The 15,757-nt window shown below is 33.4% G+C and carries 16 protein-coding genes and 1 tRNA gene; 1 reads left to right on the forward strand and 16 read right to left on the reverse strand.

What is annotated here, in order from left to right:
- The first annotated feature begins 320 nt into the window (after positions 1 to 320).
- Positions 321 to 403: transfer RNA gene (locus FUA24_RS15635), tRNA-Tyr, on the forward strand.
- 357 nt (positions 404 to 760) lie between these two features.
- Here FUA24_RS15635 and FUA24_RS15640 read toward each other — a convergent pair.
- The 16 genes from FUA24_RS15640 to FUA24_RS15715 all read right to left on the reverse strand — a co-directional run bounded on the left by FUA24_RS15640 (position 761) and on the right by FUA24_RS15715 (position 15,654).
- A complete protein-coding gene (locus tag FUA24_RS15640; RefSeq protein ID WP_148543983.1) occupies positions 761 to 2,482 on the reverse strand; it encodes a DUF2326 domain-containing protein in 1,722 nt (573 codons plus the stop codon).
- Positions 2,473 to 2,697, reverse strand: a complete 225-nt coding sequence (locus tag FUA24_RS15645; protein WP_148543984.1) for an ABC-three component system middle component 6 — start codon at positions 2,695 to 2,697, stop codon at positions 2,473 to 2,475. The genes FUA24_RS15640 and FUA24_RS15645 overlap by 10 nt, the downstream gene beginning before the upstream one ends.
- The gene (locus FUA24_RS15650; RefSeq protein ID WP_148543985.1) at positions 2,684 to 3,652 is read right to left on the reverse strand and encodes an ABC-three component system protein; all 969 of its coding nucleotides are present in this window, start codon (positions 3,650 to 3,652) and stop codon (positions 2,684 to 2,686) included. The genes FUA24_RS15645 and FUA24_RS15650 overlap by 14 nt, the downstream gene beginning before the upstream one ends.
- 222 nt (positions 3,653 to 3,874) lie before the next feature.
- A complete protein-coding gene (locus FUA24_RS15655) occupies positions 3,875 to 5,074 on the reverse strand; it encodes a tetratricopeptide repeat protein (RefSeq protein WP_148543986.1) in 1,200 nt (399 codons plus the stop codon).
- Positions 5,075 to 5,218: 144 nt separating this feature from the next.
- Positions 5,219 to 6,106 carry an arsenite methyltransferase gene (locus tag FUA24_RS15660; RefSeq protein ID WP_148543987.1) on the reverse strand — a complete coding sequence of 296 codons (888 nt, stop codon included), beginning with the start codon at positions 6,104 to 6,106 and terminating at the stop codon, positions 5,219 to 5,221.
- Positions 6,107 to 6,156: 50 nt separating this feature from the next.
- Complete coding sequence (locus FUA24_RS15665; RefSeq protein ID WP_148543988.1) at positions 6,157 to 6,486, reverse strand: ArsR/SmtB family transcription factor; 330 nt, start codon at positions 6,484 to 6,486, stop codon at positions 6,157 to 6,159.
- 212 nt (positions 6,487 to 6,698) lie between these two features.
- On the reverse strand, positions 6,699 to 7,643 hold the full coding sequence (locus FUA24_RS15670) for an alpha/beta fold hydrolase (protein ID WP_246147061.1): 945 nt from the start codon (positions 7,641 to 7,643) through the stop codon (positions 6,699 to 6,701).
- A gap of 4 nt (positions 7,644 to 7,647) precedes the next feature.
- Positions 7,648 to 8,058, reverse strand: a complete 411-nt coding sequence (locus FUA24_RS15675; protein ID WP_148543989.1) for a nuclear transport factor 2 family protein — start codon at positions 8,056 to 8,058, stop codon at positions 7,648 to 7,650.
- Between the two features lie 52 nt (positions 8,059 to 8,110).
- Entirely contained in the window at positions 8,111 to 8,722 is a 612-nt protein-coding gene (locus FUA24_RS15680) for a pyridoxamine 5'-phosphate oxidase family protein (protein WP_148543990.1), read from the reverse strand.
- Positions 8,723 to 8,748: 26 nt separating this feature from the next.
- Positions 8,749 to 9,735: a type I glyceraldehyde-3-phosphate dehydrogenase gene (gene gap, locus FUA24_RS15685; protein ID WP_148543991.1), complete on the reverse strand. Its 987-nt coding sequence runs from the start codon at positions 9,733 to 9,735 to the stop codon at positions 8,749 to 8,751.
- A 60-nt stretch (positions 9,736 to 9,795) separates the two neighbouring features.
- Positions 9,796 to 10,362: a TetR/AcrR family transcriptional regulator gene (locus FUA24_RS15690; RefSeq protein WP_148543992.1), complete on the reverse strand. Its 567-nt coding sequence runs from the start codon at positions 10,360 to 10,362 to the stop codon at positions 9,796 to 9,798.
- Positions 10,363 to 10,685: 323 nt separating this feature from the next.
- A complete protein-coding gene (locus FUA24_RS15695) occupies positions 10,686 to 11,156 on the reverse strand; it encodes a DoxX family protein (RefSeq protein WP_148543993.1) in 471 nt (156 codons plus the stop codon).
- Between the two features lie 55 nt (positions 11,157 to 11,211).
- Positions 11,212 to 11,778 carry a Crp/Fnr family transcriptional regulator gene (locus FUA24_RS15700; RefSeq protein WP_148543994.1) on the reverse strand — a complete coding sequence of 189 codons (567 nt, stop codon included), beginning with the start codon at positions 11,776 to 11,778 and terminating at the stop codon, positions 11,212 to 11,214.
- A 100-nt stretch (positions 11,779 to 11,878) separates the two neighbouring features.
- The gene (locus tag FUA24_RS15705) at positions 11,879 to 12,769 is read right to left on the reverse strand and encodes a nuclear transport factor 2 family protein (RefSeq protein ID WP_148543995.1); all 891 of its coding nucleotides are present in this window, start codon (positions 12,767 to 12,769) and stop codon (positions 11,879 to 11,881) included.
- A 92-nt stretch (positions 12,770 to 12,861) separates the two neighbouring features.
- The gene (locus FUA24_RS15710) at positions 12,862 to 13,737 is read right to left on the reverse strand and encodes an AraC family transcriptional regulator (protein WP_148543996.1); all 876 of its coding nucleotides are present in this window, start codon (positions 13,735 to 13,737) and stop codon (positions 12,862 to 12,864) included.
- 108 nt (positions 13,738 to 13,845) lie between these two features.
- On the reverse strand, positions 13,846 to 15,654 hold the full coding sequence (locus tag FUA24_RS15715) for a hypothetical protein (RefSeq protein ID WP_148543997.1): 1,809 nt from the start codon (positions 15,652 to 15,654) through the stop codon (positions 13,846 to 13,848).
- Positions 15,655 to 15,757: the final 103 nt, after the last annotated feature.

Consider the following 15,757-nt stretch of genomic DNA (forward strand, 5'->3'; position numbering starts at 1 on the left):
CCCCTCTAAAAAGAGGGGAGTAAGGGGTGTGTTATTCTTCTAAAAGTGGTTTTTACACCTCCCTTACGCCCTCCTTGTTAGGAGGGAAACTGTTCTCTTTAAAAAGAGCCATTAAGTATAGAAAGTCGTTCCGAGCGAAGTGAAGGCATCTGTTAAATATAAGCTTAAGCTATTGATGATGAGATTACTTCGAAATGAGATTTCTCGTAATGACGTCTTGGGATTAAATTTTAGTCTCTAATACAACTAAAAATATTTAAATTCTAGTGCTTTTTTCTTTGGTAAAATTCTGAAACAATAATATATTTGCGCTCGGTTTTGGGAAGATACTCAAGCGGCCAACGAGGACAGACTGTAAATCTGTTGGTTTTTACCTTCGCAGGTTCGAATCCTGCTCTTCCCACTTAAAGCGAAAAGTCTGCACGAAAGTGCAGACTTTTTTTGTTTCAAAATATGCTGAAGTTTACTTCAAAACATGTTTTGAAACAAAAAATGTTTACTGCGATAGCAGTTAGACTTTACATTTTCAGGATTGGGTAAAAAGGATATTTAACCCTACTCTTCCCACAAAAAAGCAAGCTTAATAGCTTGCTTTTTTTATTATGTTTTTTGAGGTTTCGTTTAACGGTCTTGTGTATGATTTTGTTGCGTGTTTCAGCAACTAAATTAGCAAATACAAACCGAATAGAAAATCCGCAATGATTTTCATAAGTAGGCGAGTACTAGCAATGAATTATACACGTTGTTGTAGCTAGTGCTTTTAACTGTTTTCAATTCGGAAGAGTTTGTTATCTTCTGAGAGTTCTAATATAAAATTATCAGGATTATTTAATTCAACTGGTAATTTGTCTTTTAGTATTGATGCAACAAATTGAATGTCAGTTTCATTTACAAACTGAGCTATTTTAACTAATTGGTTATCGTGCATTAGCTCTTTCTTGTCATTCAATAGAAAATCCATACTTGGCATTTCTTCATTCCTAGCAAAAAGTATGTAAGCAATATCGAAACAAGAAATTTCTCCTTGTTTTTTACCAGAACTAAAATTTGTGTTGAAAGCTGAAAACTTATATAATCGTTGTCCTTTTCTATTTGTTACTTTCTCGTATTTCAATGCGTATTTCTCGTCATAAAGGTATTCAGAAACTGATGAGAAATATTTGTTGAATTTATTTAATTGAGTTTTTACTTTTTCTTCGAATTCATCAGAGAATAATGCTTCATCGATTTCTTTTAATTTATCATTATAAGAACTCAGATTGTCTTCAACTTGCTGTAGTTGTTGAATTGTATTTTCATATTCTCCTTTTAATCTGTACTTCTCAGTTAATTGGCTAATTAAAAGTTCTAATTCTTCAAATGAGTCACTTTTTGCAATAACCTTAGATAAGTTTGATTCTTGACCTAGCAACGTATCAAGTTGTTTATTTTTTTGCTCAAGTTTTTGTTCCAAATTAGGTAATTCATTATCGATAAACTTTGCTTTCTCTGTTATCATTTGATTATGGTAGTTCACCATATTTTCAAATGATTTTTGCAATTCTCCTAATATGTCTGTTGCTTGATTATATATTTGTTCAAGTTGTGGAAGGTCAATTTCCGATTTATTTGCTTCTAAATCATTTTTTGCTTCAATTATTAATTCCTTTCTAATATTTATTTTACTTATTTCGGAACTTAATTTGTTGATTTCATATTTAATTTGATTTAACTTGTTCAAATCAGAATCAAAATTTTCATTTAAGTTTAATTTAGACTTTTTGATATTTAATTCCTCAATATCATTTTCAATCAGAGAAAGTGTAGTTTCATAAGCAGATTTTGTTTGAAATTTTTCTAAACGTTTTCTGAAATTATCTTCTTGCCTAATATTTTGAATTATCTCCTGCTTTTGATTTCCATCATTAAACTCACAACCTAAAAGGTATAGATATAACGTTTCGTATTCAGCATCAGAAGTAAATTTATCCAGTGTTTTTAAGGTATTATTAATACTTAAGTCCTTATAACGAATGTTATGTGAAATGATTTGGCGAAAACTTGGTTTTTCTGCTACTAGATTTGGAAAAAATAATTCTTTTAGTTCATCTTCAAATTCCTCATCAGTATATGCTTGACCATTTATTCTTCTGATAACTGTTTTTCTTGAACTAAGGAAATTGCGTTCTATTACTACGTCATTTTCTTCTGTTGAATTTAAAGATTCGGATAAAGTAAGCACTACTAAAACTTCGTTGTCGATTAGAAAGTTTTTTACTAGAGAATATACTTCTTTTGGGTTTTCTGGGTCTTGCCAAACATTATTTTTGTTAGCTCCAAAGCAGAAGTCAATTAGTTTTAAAACAGTTGTTTTTCCAATGTTATTCCCTGTAATGCTTTCTTCACTCTCATCTACGATTAAGTTAATTCCATTACGAAATGCAATTTCACGAATTACTGAGGAATTCTTAATATTTATTATTTGAAGTGATTTTAAGAACATAATTTTACTTCCCCTTTATTTAATTCAGCTACATTAATTATATAAAGCCAATCTAGGCATAAAATATAAACTGGAAATGACATTTTTTTATTTTCAATTACTTTTTGATATAAATCGATCATATCTAGTTTATTAAACTCTAGTAAAGTTTTTAAAACAAGAGAAGCATTAAAATAGATGCTGTTTTCTGGATGAACATTATCAGGTAGTAACATATTTGTAATCTTTAGGGTTCTCAAAAATTTTACATCTGATAAACGCATCAACAACTAAAATATCAATACACAATTCAATTTCGTCAATAGGGATATTGTTTAGATTATTGCTAATTAAAACCTTGTTTTTAATGTTTTCTATAGTATTAAAAAAGATATCATCTTTATTTTCCGTTTTTTTTAATTTTCGGTATTCCTTTTTTATCGAATTTAGAACAGAGTTACTTTTATTTGCACCTAATAAATCAAATTCTGCGTATTTTTCATCTACTTTTTTATAATAGATGCAAAATTCTTCAATTACTTCTCTAGCATCATCAAGTTCATTAAATTGAATTTTTCTTTCAATTTCAAAACTATTTGAATTATCGTCTAAATGAGTATCATCCCATTTTTCAAGAGATAAAATATTTATTATTGTTGCTAAATTGCTATCTAATTTTACAATATCAATTTCACCGCCTAATTCATCTTTTATAAATTCATAAAGCTCTCTTTGAGTTTTTATGTTCTCTGTGAGAATATAATTTAAAACCGTTTTTATATCGAAGATATCATTCTTAGGGTCAAAACTCACTGAATGAGGATTTGAGAATGTTTTAGTTCTTAAATCTGTTGCGTCTATTGAAATTGAAATAAACTTAAAACTATAGTCATTATATTTTTTGAAAATATCTTTTGATAAAGTAGATTCAATTTTTTGTTTAGTACAAGTAGCTGATACTTGAAAAATTATTTTGTTTTTATGGTCTATTAAATCAATAGCCTCAACATTTTGAGCGCTACTATTTAGATTAATCAGTTCATAGCCATATAATAAATTGAAAAAATGTAGATAGAAATTTTCTGAATGTAAGTGAAGATTAAGAATATTTAATTTACCTTTTGTTTGAATGCGATGAGCAAGTGTATGAATTTTTTCATCTATATATTCAAAATATTTGCTTCTATTCATTCTGTTTTAAGTTTTTTCAAAGATAATTATTAATTTATCCTATCATTCAATTTTGAGTTCTGTTTTTCCTCATTAGCTACAATGCAAAGATAAAGTTCCGTTTCAATGAACTTTGTCAGTAATTAAACGAATGTAATATAAAAAGACTACAAATTAAATATTTTTGTAATAAAAAAAATCTAAAAATATAGTCTTGTTTTGATAAGTAAATAGTAATAAATACTACTCCTCACACTTTTCAAGCCCTTGCTTTATAGAATTAAAAACAGGATGATCTTCTTCAAAAGCCTTTTCAAAGTAGGTTTTAGAGGTATTAAAATAGTCTTTAGCGGTTGCCTTTTTACCTAAGTTTAAATACGTTCTAGCTAGGTAAAAGTTGAGGTTGCCTGTAATGGTGTTGTTCTCTTTAAATTTTGAGAAAAGGCTATTGTAATATGCTATAAGTAGGTCTTCTTTTTTGTATTCGATATATATTTCTTCTAGGTCATTGTAAATGGTTGGGTTTTCTGGAGCTAAATCAAAAAAGTACTGTGTAGTTTCAGGTAATTTTGGGCTATTACTTTTTATATGAGCATAGAGAATTAGTTTAATGTTGTAGTAGTTGTTAGGGTCTATTTTATCTGCCTCTTCGTAATATTTCAATGCATTTTGGTCGTCTTCTAGTTCAGAATAAATTTGCCCAATCATTCTTGCGGCATCACTTTTATAAGTGGTGTCTTCGTATAAATCTAAAGCGTTTTTCGCATATTTTAAGGCGTTTTGACGGTCGTCATTAAAAAGATAGGCATAGGCCAAATTGTAATGCGAACTAGCATGAGCACTGTTCATTTCAATAGACTTTAAAAAATAGGGAATACTCTCTTTATCATGCTCCTGAACCAAGTTTGTATAACCCAAAACGTAATAAGATAGGAAATCGGCACAACCACCTTCAACAGTTTTCTCAAAATTGGTTTTCATGAGTTGTATTTGCTCCTCACTACTTTTAACCCAATTATCGGAATATCTCAAATGCGCATCATAGTAATAATCGCCAAGGCCTTTGTATAATTTACAGTTGTTAGGGTGCATTTTTATAAGCCTGTTTAAAAGGCTATCCACCTGAAAGACTTGCATACCAAAAGAGCCATCTTTTCCTCTGTAATCCATAATATCTTCATGAGGCTCCAAGTCTTTGAGCGCAAACATTTGGTGCATTAAGCTTGTGGTAAAGTAGTTTAAAAGAATGTCTTCTTTAAGGAGAACCACGTTGGGTTTGTCGTTTGTTGGATCAAATTTGTCCAATAATTTAAAAGCAGATTCATACTTTTTATTTTCTATAAGTTGCTTGGCTTCTTTGAGTGTTTCGGTTTCCGTTTGTGCTATAACAGACAGAGAAAACAATGTAAAAAGGAAATAGGTATAAAGCTTTAAATAGGACATAGGTTAAGGTGTTTATTGCTGGTATACTTAATACATACGCTGAAAAACGAATATTGTGAAAATTAGTACAATTAAAACGAATAACAAACAAAAAAGCAGGCTAATTTTAGCCTGCTTTTTTATACTTAAATCATAAGTACATTCTTAACAACACCCGCTTTGAGGGTCGCAACATGCATTTTGTAATTCCGATAGTTTTATTTTAGGCTTTTGTGTTTTTGCACTTGGTTTTTCGGCATACACGGTAACACTAAAAATACCAACACCGCTTTGGTTAAAGTTGTTACGTTCTTCTTCAGAAAGGTATTTGCTTAAAATATCATCTGGTATAACAATTGGCTTTTCTTTTTGCAGGGTAATGTTGGCAAATCCTTGGTCTTTTATATGTTGTAAATAATCACTTTTTTGAATGGCGCCTGCTACACAACCAGCATACATTTCAGCATCTTGCTTTAAGGCATCTGGTAAATCACCCACCAACACCACATCAGAAATACTAAAGTGACCTCCAGGTTTTAAAACTCTAAAAATTTCGGCAATAACCTTTTGTTTGTTGGGAACCAAATTAAGAACGCAGTTACTTACAATAACGTCTGCTACATTGGCATTAACCGGCATATTATCAATATCACCTTCTCTAAACTCTACGTTGTTGTAACCTAGTTTTTCGGCATTGGTACGTGCCTTTTCAATCATAATAGGCGTAAAGTCTATACCAATAACTTTACCTTCAGCTCCAGTTTCATGTCTTGCCACAAAACAATCGTTACCAGCGCCAGAACCTAAATCTATAACGGTGTCGCCAGTTTTAATTTGCGCAAAAGTTGTTGGAAGCCCGCAACCTAAACCAAGATCTGCATCTTCAACGTAGCCGTCGGTTTCAGAGTAATCGTCCATCATAATATTATACACCTTGTTAGATGGGGTAGTGGCACCGCAACACGATGAGGCGTTTTCTGCTTTACCTTGTTCCGCTATTTTAGCATACCGTTCTTTTACAATGTCTTTTAATTCTTGCTCTTTCGAAGTCATACGATATATTCTTTTATTGTTATTTTGCGATTAATGAATTTAAATTTTTTTTAACAACAGCTGTTTTTGGAAACATCAAGATTTAAAAAGGCGGATAACGTTGTTTTCATTGCCGCCCAATTCTCTTGGTTTATACAATAGCAAACGCTGGTGCCTTCAATATTACCTTGAATTAAACCAACGTTTTTTAATTCCTTTAAATGTTGTGAAATGGTGGGTTGCGCTAAACCAATAACGTCTACTAAATCTCCGCAAATACAAGTGTCTATATGAAACAAATGCTGAAGAATAGCCACACGAGCAGGGTGCCCAAGTACTTTGGCAATTTTAGCAATGTCGTTTTGTTCTGCCGTAAATTTTTCAGATTTGGTTACGCCCATAAGTATAATTCTCAGTATCAATCGTAAAATTACGATTAATACTGAGAATGACCAAAGATTTAACTAAAGAATATGTATCTGTGTCTTTAACTTTGTCGTGCTGAATTTAGTTCAGCATCTACACATAAATGAGAACCTTCAATACCAAAACACGTTTGGTACGAGCGAGTTCAGGTTGACAGGATCTGTAAAGATACAATTGACTTTAATTATTAAAGCTTATGCATAAAGCTTCTAATTTTTTCAATAATGGCATTACCATCTTCCTCTAAAGCAAAATGCCCTGTGTCGTAAATATTGTAATCTATGTTTTTTACATCTTTTTTATAGGCTGCCGCACCGCTTTCTGGAAAATAAGCATCGTTTTTACCCCAAACAATGAGTAATGGTGGTTGATTATCTCTTAAGTATTGTTGCCACTTTGGATAGAGTTTTACGTTGTTTTGATAGTCGTAAAATAAATCGATATTGACCGCATGTGCTCCTGGTCTTGAAAGTCTTAAGTAGTCTAAATGCCAAGTGTCTGGATTTACAAGTTCCGGATTTCGGGTACCGTGAGTGTATTGCCACTTTAAACTTTCTAATGAAAATATTGGTAACAGGGCGTCTTCAGTTGCTTTAGTTCTGTTGTGCCAAAACTCTTTAATCTTTGCCCAAGCGTTGCTTAAACCTTCTTCGTAAGCATTACCATTCTGACTAATAATTGCAGTGACACGTTCTGGGTGTGCGGTTGCAATTCTAAATCCTACTGGTGCACCATAATCTTGAACCATTAGCGCATATTGTTGTATGCCTTTGAGTTCTAAAAGTGTGTTAATGGTGTTGGCAATATTATCAAAGGTGTATTCATACGCTTCTGCCGAAGGGAAATCGCTATTACCAAAACCAGGATAATCTGGAGCAATTAAATGAAATTCATCTGATAACTGATTTAAAACCTTTCTGTATTGGTGTGAAGATGAAGGAAACCCATGCAATAAAACAATGGTTGGATTGTTAGTGTTTCCTGCTTCTCTATAGGCTATGTTTACACCGTTAACATCTAAAGATTTGTACTGTATTGGGGTCATGGTTGTGTTGTTTAAAGCGTTCGCTTGCGTTGCACTTCCTAAGGCAAAAAGGAAAAGGAAGGTTAAATTAAATACTGTGTTTTTCATGATTTTAAAGTTTTCTATCGGATTCATTTATGGCTACATCATTAATGCTGGCGTAGCGTTTTTGCATTAAGCCGTTGGCATCAAACTCCCAGTTCTCATTACCGTAAGCTCTAAACCATTGGTTGTTTTCGTTTCTGTACTCGTACTCAAACCTTACCGCAATTCTGTTATCGGAAAAGGCCCAAAGTTCTTTCTTAAGTTTATAGTCTAATTCGGTTTGCCATTTGTTAGCTAAAAAGGTTTGTACAGCGTCTCTTCCGTTAATAAATTGATCGCGATTACGCCATTCGGTATCCACGGTATAAGCTTTAGATACTTTTACAGGATCTTTACTGTTCCAGGCATCTTCCGCCATTTGAATTTTTTGTTGTGCTGTCTCCTTGTTAAAAGGCGGTAGGGGATGTTTTATTTCCATAGTTATTAATTATTTGTTACCGAATATTCGGTAAAGTAATAGGTCAAAAATTTTATTGTCTCGACTCTAAGGTTTCTATTTGTTTTTCTAAAAGGTTTATTTTTTGTCTAAGAAATTGAAGTTTAGGATCCATATCTTCTAGTGTATAACGCTCTTTGATGTGCTGCGGACAATTGGCATTCCATGCTGTTACTTTAATTTTTATGATGCGCTCTATAGGCACATTGTATTCTGGATCTTTTACCAATTCTATGAGATCATCTGTAGCGGGAACGATACGTGCTTCGCCCCAAATTTTAATTCTTGTTCTGTTAGGATAATCCATTAAAAACAAATGTACTTTAGGGTTATCGTCAAAATTTCCTGTGGAAATGTATTGCCTATTACCCGAAAAATCAGCAAAGGCTAAATGCCTATCGTCCACAACTTTTAAAAAGCCTTTTGGTCCGCCACGATGCTGAATATAAGGTTGTCCTTCGGCGTTGGCAGAGGCCATATAAAAGGAATCGCGTTCTTTTATAAACCCCTTAAGTTGCTCGGAGATGGTATTGTCCCAATCGCGCTTTTTGGCCATATTTTCGTAAATTCTTCGGGAACCATTTTCTTCCTGACGTTTTTTAACAGCATCACTAAAGGCAATATCACTTATATATGTTTTTTCCATAATTTGAAGGTTTTGTGGTCTGCGGATTATAAACTTTGAATTTGTCGCACCATTTGGTTGGCAAATCCCCATTCGTTATCGTACCACGCAAGAATTTTAACAAGGTCGCCATCTACAACTTTAGTCATTTCTAAGTCTACAATTGAAGCATGCGGGTCTTTAATAATATCACTAGAAACGATTGGGCTATAGGTAGCTTTAAGTACACCTTTGTATTGAGACGTTTGAGCTTCTTCTTCTAGAATAGCATTGATGTCTTCTACAGTTGTTTTTTTGCTAGTTACCAAAGTAATGTCCGAAACAGAACCCACGGCCACTGGAACTCTAATGGCCATACCATCAAACTTATCTTTAAATAATGGTAGTGCCTTTGTTGTTGCGGTTGCGGCTCCTGTTGTTGTTGGTATAAGGTTATTAATTCCAGAACGTCCCATACGCATTTTTTTTGAAGGCGCATCTACCATTTTGTTCGATGCCGTATTAGCGTGAATGGTGGTCATAATAGCCTTTTCGATACCGATACGTCTGCCTAAAATTTCCATTACTGGGCTAATGTTATTGGTGGTACAGCTAGCACATGAAAATATGGTACTTTGTCCGTCTTTAGTATTTACACCATGTACAACGGTTGGAACATCTGCACTAGATGTTGGCCCCGAAATAATAACGGTTTTAGCACCTGCATCTACATGCTTTTGAGCGTCTTCTTGTTTTGTAAATACGCCCGTGCTTTCAATAACAATGTCTACACCTAATTGTTTCCAAGGTAAATCTGAAGGATTGCGTTCTTGGTAAAACGGAATGGTCTTACCATCTACCACAAGACTGTTTTCTGTAACATCTACGTCTTTTTCAAATGTACCATGAACGCTATCATGCTTTAATAAATAGGCAATGTTATCTATTGGCGCTATATCATTAATAGCTACAACTTCAATTTCTGGAGTGTCTGAAATAATTTTTAAAGTGGCGCGACCGATGCGCCCCATTCCATTAATGGCTACTTTTTTCATAATGTTGTGTTTAAATTAGTTTTATTACCGAACGTTTGGTAAAATTAGTATTAAAATTTTTTAAGGGTTTAAATATTTGTCTTCTATGTTTTTAATGGTATTTAGAAAAATACTATAATCATTCAATCCTTTAGAAACAACTAAAGATCCTTGTATGTTTATCAAGGTATTTACAGCTTCTGCTTTTGCATCACTCTTCGAAAAATTTAATTCTTCTGCAATTTGGGTGAATGCATTAATCCACTTATTCATGCCAGTTTGTATGTGACTTTCAAAAAGGTATAAACTGTCTTCCATAGATAAGGCTCTTAGAATACATGTGTTTTTACCATCATTGTATAAAGTTTTAATCTGTGTAAGCGCTTCCTTTAGTCTTACCTCCGGAGGAAAACTTTCAGAATTTAAAAGCGGCTTAAAAACTTTTTGATCAGCCCAAGTACTTACATGCCCCAAAACAGCTTCTGCCATTTCTTGTTTTCCGCTAGGAAAGCGGTGGTACAAACTTGCTTTTTTAAGACCTGTAGCATCCGCCAACTCCTTAAGACTAGCACCTTCATAACCTCTTGCGCGAAACACTTGGGTTAAGCCTACTAAAATATCATCTTCTAAAACTTTCTGTGGTCTCATGGTACAAATATATATAAATTTATTTAATTACCGAACAATCGGTAAAATATTGAAATTTGTCCCAATTTAGATGAAGACCTTACAAGAAACTTTTCAAATAATAAATACTAATGTCCTTAATACGTAATTTTTTTCTAGAGGGTTGTCATTCAGATACTACCAAAAACAAAATACATTTTGTTTGAAGGTATAAAGCGTAGCTTTTGAGGAAGAATCTTAAAATCATTAGATTTCTCGTCACTCGTACCTCGTTCTGTCGAAATGATAAACTATATTTTTAATGGATTAATAATTGATTTTGTTATAAATAAATCGGATTCAGATTAATTTGCGACCGAAGGAACATCCTTCACTGCACTAAAGTAAACCCAAGTAATAAATAGAATTTGCAGAGGTATTCTAAAGAATAAATAGCTTAGACCTTTACCGTTTAATGTGGCTTTTTGAAAATCTACTTGCTGCATGGCGCCATAAATATTGGCAGGAATAATTAAAATGAAGAATACAACTAATAACCATCCTGTACGTACGCGATATTGCGGAATTAAAAGTCCGACAGCAGCTACTAATTCCATAATACCGGTAAGGTGTACTATTTGCTTTTTTAATGGAATGAAATCGGGTAACATCATGGCCATGCCATCATCGTAGATAAAATGTCCGATTGACGTAAATACGAGCATAACCGCCATTCCTATTCTTGCTGAAGCGGCTACATTAAAATTTCCTTGTGCTATTTTGTAGTAACCAATTGCAATTAATGTTACTACAACTAAAACTGTTAGTGGTTTCATGTTTTTCTTTTTTGCAAAGTTGAAGAAAGTTGCCTTTGCAAACAATGAACCTGGGTTAAGTAATGCGCTTTCTAATGCGGCTTAATGCTTGTGGGGTTACCCCGATGTATGAAGCAATGTATTTTAAAGGAATGTCTTTAATAACATTTGGGCGTTTTTTAAACAAAGCTAAGTAACGCTCTTCGGCGCTTTCATTTAAAAACGATTGTTCTCGTTCCGATTTTAGTAAAAAAAGATTTTCAGCAGCTAATCTCCCGATGGTATTACCCACTTTAGTTTGTTTATAAACGTCATTTAAATCAGCATGACTAATACGCCAAAGTTTGGTAGGCGCAAGCGTTTCAATTTGGTACGTGCTAGGTGTTCTATTTAAGAAGGAATCGTAGGCACTTATAAACTGGTTTTCAAAAGCAAAAGCAAAAGTTAAATCGTTTTCAATTTTTGGAATAAAATAGCGTACAGAACCCTCGGTAATAAAGTACAGGTAGTTTTCAACTTTTCCTTTTTGAGTAATGACCTCTTTTTTAGGATGCGTACTTTCTAAAAGTTTAGAGGAAAATATTGCCCAATCTTCATCTCCAATGTCTACTAGTGTTTTAAAATAGTCTCTGATCTGCTGCATGTTTTTTGGGCATTTTAAGCTTAAAACAAGGTAATTGTTTTTCTATAAAAAAACAAAAGCCCTCTACAAAGAGGGCTTCAAACAAATGGATAAATCAACACTAAAACTTACCATTGTCATTTTTCCATTCGTTCTTAGGAAGAATTGTTTCAATAACATCCCAATGTTCAACTATTTTGCCGTTTTCTACTCTAAATAAATCGTAGTAAGAGGTATGGTCACCTTTTCCAAACTTTCCTTCGCTCACTGTTAGTACAAAGTTACCTTCGCCTAATACTTTGTGAACTTTATCATACTGCATTACCAAACCATTATCTGCAAAGTATTTTAAAGCTGCACCTAAGCCATCTAATCCGTCTGCTACAGCAGAATTGTGTTGTATGTATTTTTCTGGGCTTATGTAATCTGTAATTTTATCTGATTTTCCGTTTAAAAGTACGTCCGTAACAAAACCTTCAACTAAAGCTTTATTTTCAGCAGTTTTATCTAAATCTGCAATTGTTGTAGCACCATCAAATTGTGTTCTTCCACTTGGATTTGGAGGTGTAATAGCGCTTAAATTGTCCCAGTGCTCAACAATTTTACCATCTTCAAATCTAAAAATATCGAAGGCTGCTTTAGGGCCAAAGAAATCATACTCGTTATGTAAAAAAACATAATCACCATCCTGAAAAGCACGAACTACTTTTGCTTTAAAGCCACCTTCTGGTGCGTTTGCTACTACTTTTCCGAAACCTTCTAAACCATCTTCAACTGCTAAATTGTGCTGAATGTATTTGTTTGGGTTTATATAGCCTACAGGTTCGTGAGCGCCTGTTTCTAAGCTTTCTATTAATGCTATTGCCTTGTCTTTGTTAGATAATTCCATTTTTTGTTCTGTTTTTGGAGTTGATTCAATTTGTTCTGTTGTTTCTACTTTTTTGTTTTGGTTATTACATGCGGTTAATAATACTGTAATAACTAGTAGACTTAATTTTAGTGTTGATTTCATCTTTTCTTAGTTTTTAATGACACTGCAAAGATGCGACTCAAACAAGGTAAAAGTGCTATAATAAAAGGTCTTTAGACTGTAAAAATGGGAAATTATTTGTTTTTTGTTCTAAAAGCTTCTGGTGTGAAATTAGTCTGCCTTTTAAAGTATTTGTAGAAGTTGGTAGTTTCTTCAAACCCCGATACATAGGCTATTTCTTTGATGTTTAGAGTGGTGTTTATAAGCAGGCGCTTAATCTGTTTTGTAGCAATATCATCAATAAAGTCTTTGGTAGATTTGTGAATAATGCTTTTAGTGATGTTATTAAGCGTTTTAGTGCTTTTAGCTAGTTGATTGGCGTAATAATTTACTTTTTTATGTTGTAACGCATGTGTTTCTACCAAGTTTTGAAGTCGTACAAAATCGTTTAAATGTTTTTTTTCAGAGGAAACCGTATCGTTTTGGTACTTCATTCTGAAAAGCTTAGCCAATAGAATATGGAGTTCGCTTCTTATGATGCCAAGGCTGTAGGTGTCATTTATGTTGAAGTATTCGGTTTTTAAGCGGTGCACAATAGCCAAGATATCTTTAAATGCATCTGGCTTTAGGGCAATCTTTGGTTTTCCTAATAATTCATTGAATAGTTGTAATGACTTTAATGCCTCTAATTTTTCTAGATAACTTACTAAAAAATCGTCGGTAAAAAGAAGCACAGATCCTTTAACCGATGCATCAAAATGAAACTTGTGAATTTGATCTTTTCTTATCGTTATAATATCTCCTGTAGTGTACTTGTAGGTGGTAAAATCTATGGTGTGTTTTCCAGTACCTTCTTCAATAATAAGGAGTAAATAGAATTCAACCAAATGAAAATCAAACGGAGAGTGGTCTAAGTCCTTTCGCCTAAAAAGCGACTCTAAGGTAATAATGTCGAATCCAGATTTTGTATTCTGACTATTCTTAAACTTTATGTGTTCTGGGTTGAGCATTACAGATTAAAAGTAGAAAATAGTTTTTCAAATACAACTGTATAAATAAAAAAAAAGACAGCCCTTTGGACCGCCTTTTTTAGAACGCTATTAATTCTATTTAGGGAATTAATCTCTTAAAACGTGAATAACACCACTAATGGTATGTGGGTTTCCGTTGTAATCTTCATAAGAACCACTAAAATTAATGTCTATATATTCACCAACATTACCTAAAGCAGTTACATTATATATTATGTTATTGTTGTTTTGCGAAATGCCAATGCATTCGCCAATGTTAATACCAGTATCACCTTCTGATTGGAAATCTAAATTATCGTATGCACCCGTATGCGGAGCATTATCTAGAACTCCAAATAAATAGAAGCAATTGTTACCATCTGATGTGCCAGCTTCTCTTTGTCCAGAAATCGTTAAGTTATTATCACTATTACCTCCGGTAGCCATAAAGCTTGCTTGAATATTGGTTGCAATTAATACATCTTCACCAGAATCATCATCAATATTATACTGAATAAATTCGGTTACGGCATTACAAGACATTAGGTTCCCCAAGTTTGTTTCAGGCGTGCTAAATGTATAATTTATTTGTCCCGTAGTTTGTAAGTTGCCCGTATCTATAGCTTCGATTGAAAAATTATCTGAAGTACTACAACGCAACATGTTAATTTCGAAAACACCGTCTTCAACAGTATCAAAGAATTGCTGATCGCCATAGGTTAAAATAACGTAGCCATCTGTAATTAGGTTTTCATTACAATCTGTAAAAGTACCTGTAACCGTTTCATGAACAATATTGGATGATTCTTCAACAATAATAGCTAAGGCGTCATCTGAGTTAAAAGGTCCAATAGTGCTTGTGAAAATTACATTTGATCCACAGATGGCAAAATCATAAACGTTAACTTCTAGAGTTTCGCCACTTGGTACTAATCCGCAAACTTCACCTAATTCGTTTGTATAACCGTTACGTGTTCCAAAAGTTGTACTAGTAATGGTAACTTGGGTATTTGCAAAAGGTGTTTCATCTTCATTCATTACAGTGATACAAAGATTAATTGCTTCGGCAGGAATGTCACAATTCCAGAAAGAAAAATGGGCTACAGTGCCAATATAATTACTGCCTACTAAAGTGGCTTCACCTTCCTCAATCCAGTAACCTTTGGCCTCATCAAAATACCATAAAGGAATGGTGCTAGGAGCAGATGATAGCAAGCTTGCATCTACTGGAATTTTAATTTCTGCTGAACTGCCTTCAGCAATATTAAGATCTTCGCCATTCGTACCTCTTAGTTCTACGGCTAGCATGCCTAGCGTTTTTAGCATACGCTCTTCGTTACTTTCATTTTCTGCATATAACATCCCTGGCATTTGAAGTTCTACAGCTTCATCAGTTGGATCTAAATGGTGCAGAATAACATCTAAACTTCCAGCATAAGGGGTGCCGTCTTCTTTAATATAATCGCCGTTTAAACTTACCGATGCACCGTTAGCAATGGCAATAGTTTCTTGAGTTCCGCTGGTAGTTGTACCAGCCACAGTTTCTTCTAGGAGCATAATGCTTACCTTATTAACGCCATTAGTAGGTGTTAACGCTCTTGAACCATGAATATAACCAGATTTTGAGGCTTTTACATACGCAAATTGTTCGTTTACGGTAGCATTTTCAATAATAAAAACACCATTCTCATCTGTTTGGGCTTGCTTATCTCCTATAGTAATGGTTACATTTTCAATAGGGGTATCGTTAATGTTTACAATATTCCCTATAAATGTGCGGTTAATTTCACTTCCAAAATTTTCATGGAAGTTAGATGGCTTGTCGTTGTTATTTAAATCATCATTGGACAGTTTTTCGTCTTCGCATGACAATGAAAATAAAAGAACGCTAAGTAATAAAAGTAGTTTTGTTCTCATAAAATAAGTGTTTGTAGGTTAAAATTATTTGGTTTGATGACTGCCAAAGCAGTCATCTGCTTATGTAACAGTTAACCTTATGAAATTCCTACCCTATGAATTA

This window comes from Seonamhaeicola marinus, assembly GCF_008085455.1.

What these genes read in the sequence shown, in the direction of transcription:
- FUA24_RS15650 (WP_148543985.1), bottom strand. Translation starts at nt 3,652, where the DNA reads ATGAATAGAAGCAAATATTTTGAATATATAGATGAAAAAATTCATACA.
- FUA24_RS15665 (WP_148543988.1), bottom strand. Translation starts at nt 6,486, where the DNA reads ATGGGCGTAACCAAATCTGAAAAATTTACGGCAGAACAAAACGACATT.
- FUA24_RS15675 (WP_148543989.1), bottom strand. Translation starts at nt 8,058, where the DNA reads ATGGAAATAAAACATCCCCTACCGCCTTTTAACAAGGAGACAGCACAA.
- FUA24_RS15655 (WP_148543986.1), bottom strand. Translation starts at nt 5,074, where the DNA reads ATGTCCTATTTAAAGCTTTATACCTATTTCCTTTTTACATTGTTTTCT.
- FUA24_RS15660 (WP_148543987.1), bottom strand. Translation starts at nt 6,106, where the DNA reads ATGACTTCGAAAGAGCAAGAATTAAAAGACATTGTAAAAGAACGGTAT.
- FUA24_RS15645 (WP_148543984.1), bottom strand. Translation starts at nt 2,697, where the DNA reads ATGTTACTACCTGATAATGTTCATCCAGAAAACAGCATCTATTTTAAT.
- FUA24_RS15715 (WP_148543997.1), bottom strand. Translation starts at nt 15,654, where the DNA reads ATGAGAACAAAACTACTTTTATTACTTAGCGTTCTTTTATTTTCATTG.
- FUA24_RS15695 (WP_148543993.1), bottom strand. Translation starts at nt 11,156, where the DNA reads ATGAAACCACTAACAGTTTTAGTTGTAGTAACATTAATTGCAATTGGT.
- FUA24_RS15670 (WP_246147061.1), bottom strand. Translation starts at nt 7,643, where the DNA reads ATGAAAAACACAGTATTTAATTTAACCTTCCTTTTCCTTTTTGCCTTA.
- FUA24_RS15700 (WP_148543994.1), bottom strand. Translation starts at nt 11,778, where the DNA reads ATGCAGCAGATCAGAGACTATTTTAAAACACTAGTAGACATTGGAGAT.
- FUA24_RS15710 (WP_148543996.1), bottom strand. Translation starts at nt 13,737, where the DNA reads ATGCTCAACCCAGAACACATAAAGTTTAAGAATAGTCAGAATACAAAA.
- FUA24_RS15640 (WP_148543983.1), bottom strand. Translation starts at nt 2,482, where the DNA reads ATGTTCTTAAAATCACTTCAAATAATAAATATTAAGAATTCCTCAGTA.
- FUA24_RS15705 (WP_148543995.1), bottom strand. Translation starts at nt 12,769, where the DNA reads ATGAAATCAACACTAAAATTAAGTCTACTAGTTATTACAGTATTATTA.
- FUA24_RS15680 (WP_148543990.1), bottom strand. Translation starts at nt 8,722, where the DNA reads ATGGAAAAAACATATATAAGTGATATTGCCTTTAGTGATGCTGTTAAA.
- gap (WP_148543991.1), bottom strand. Translation starts at nt 9,735, where the DNA reads ATGAAAAAAGTAGCCATTAATGGAATGGGGCGCATCGGTCGCGCCACT.
- FUA24_RS15690 (WP_148543992.1), bottom strand. Translation starts at nt 10,362, where the DNA reads ATGAGACCACAGAAAGTTTTAGAAGATGATATTTTAGTAGGCTTAACC.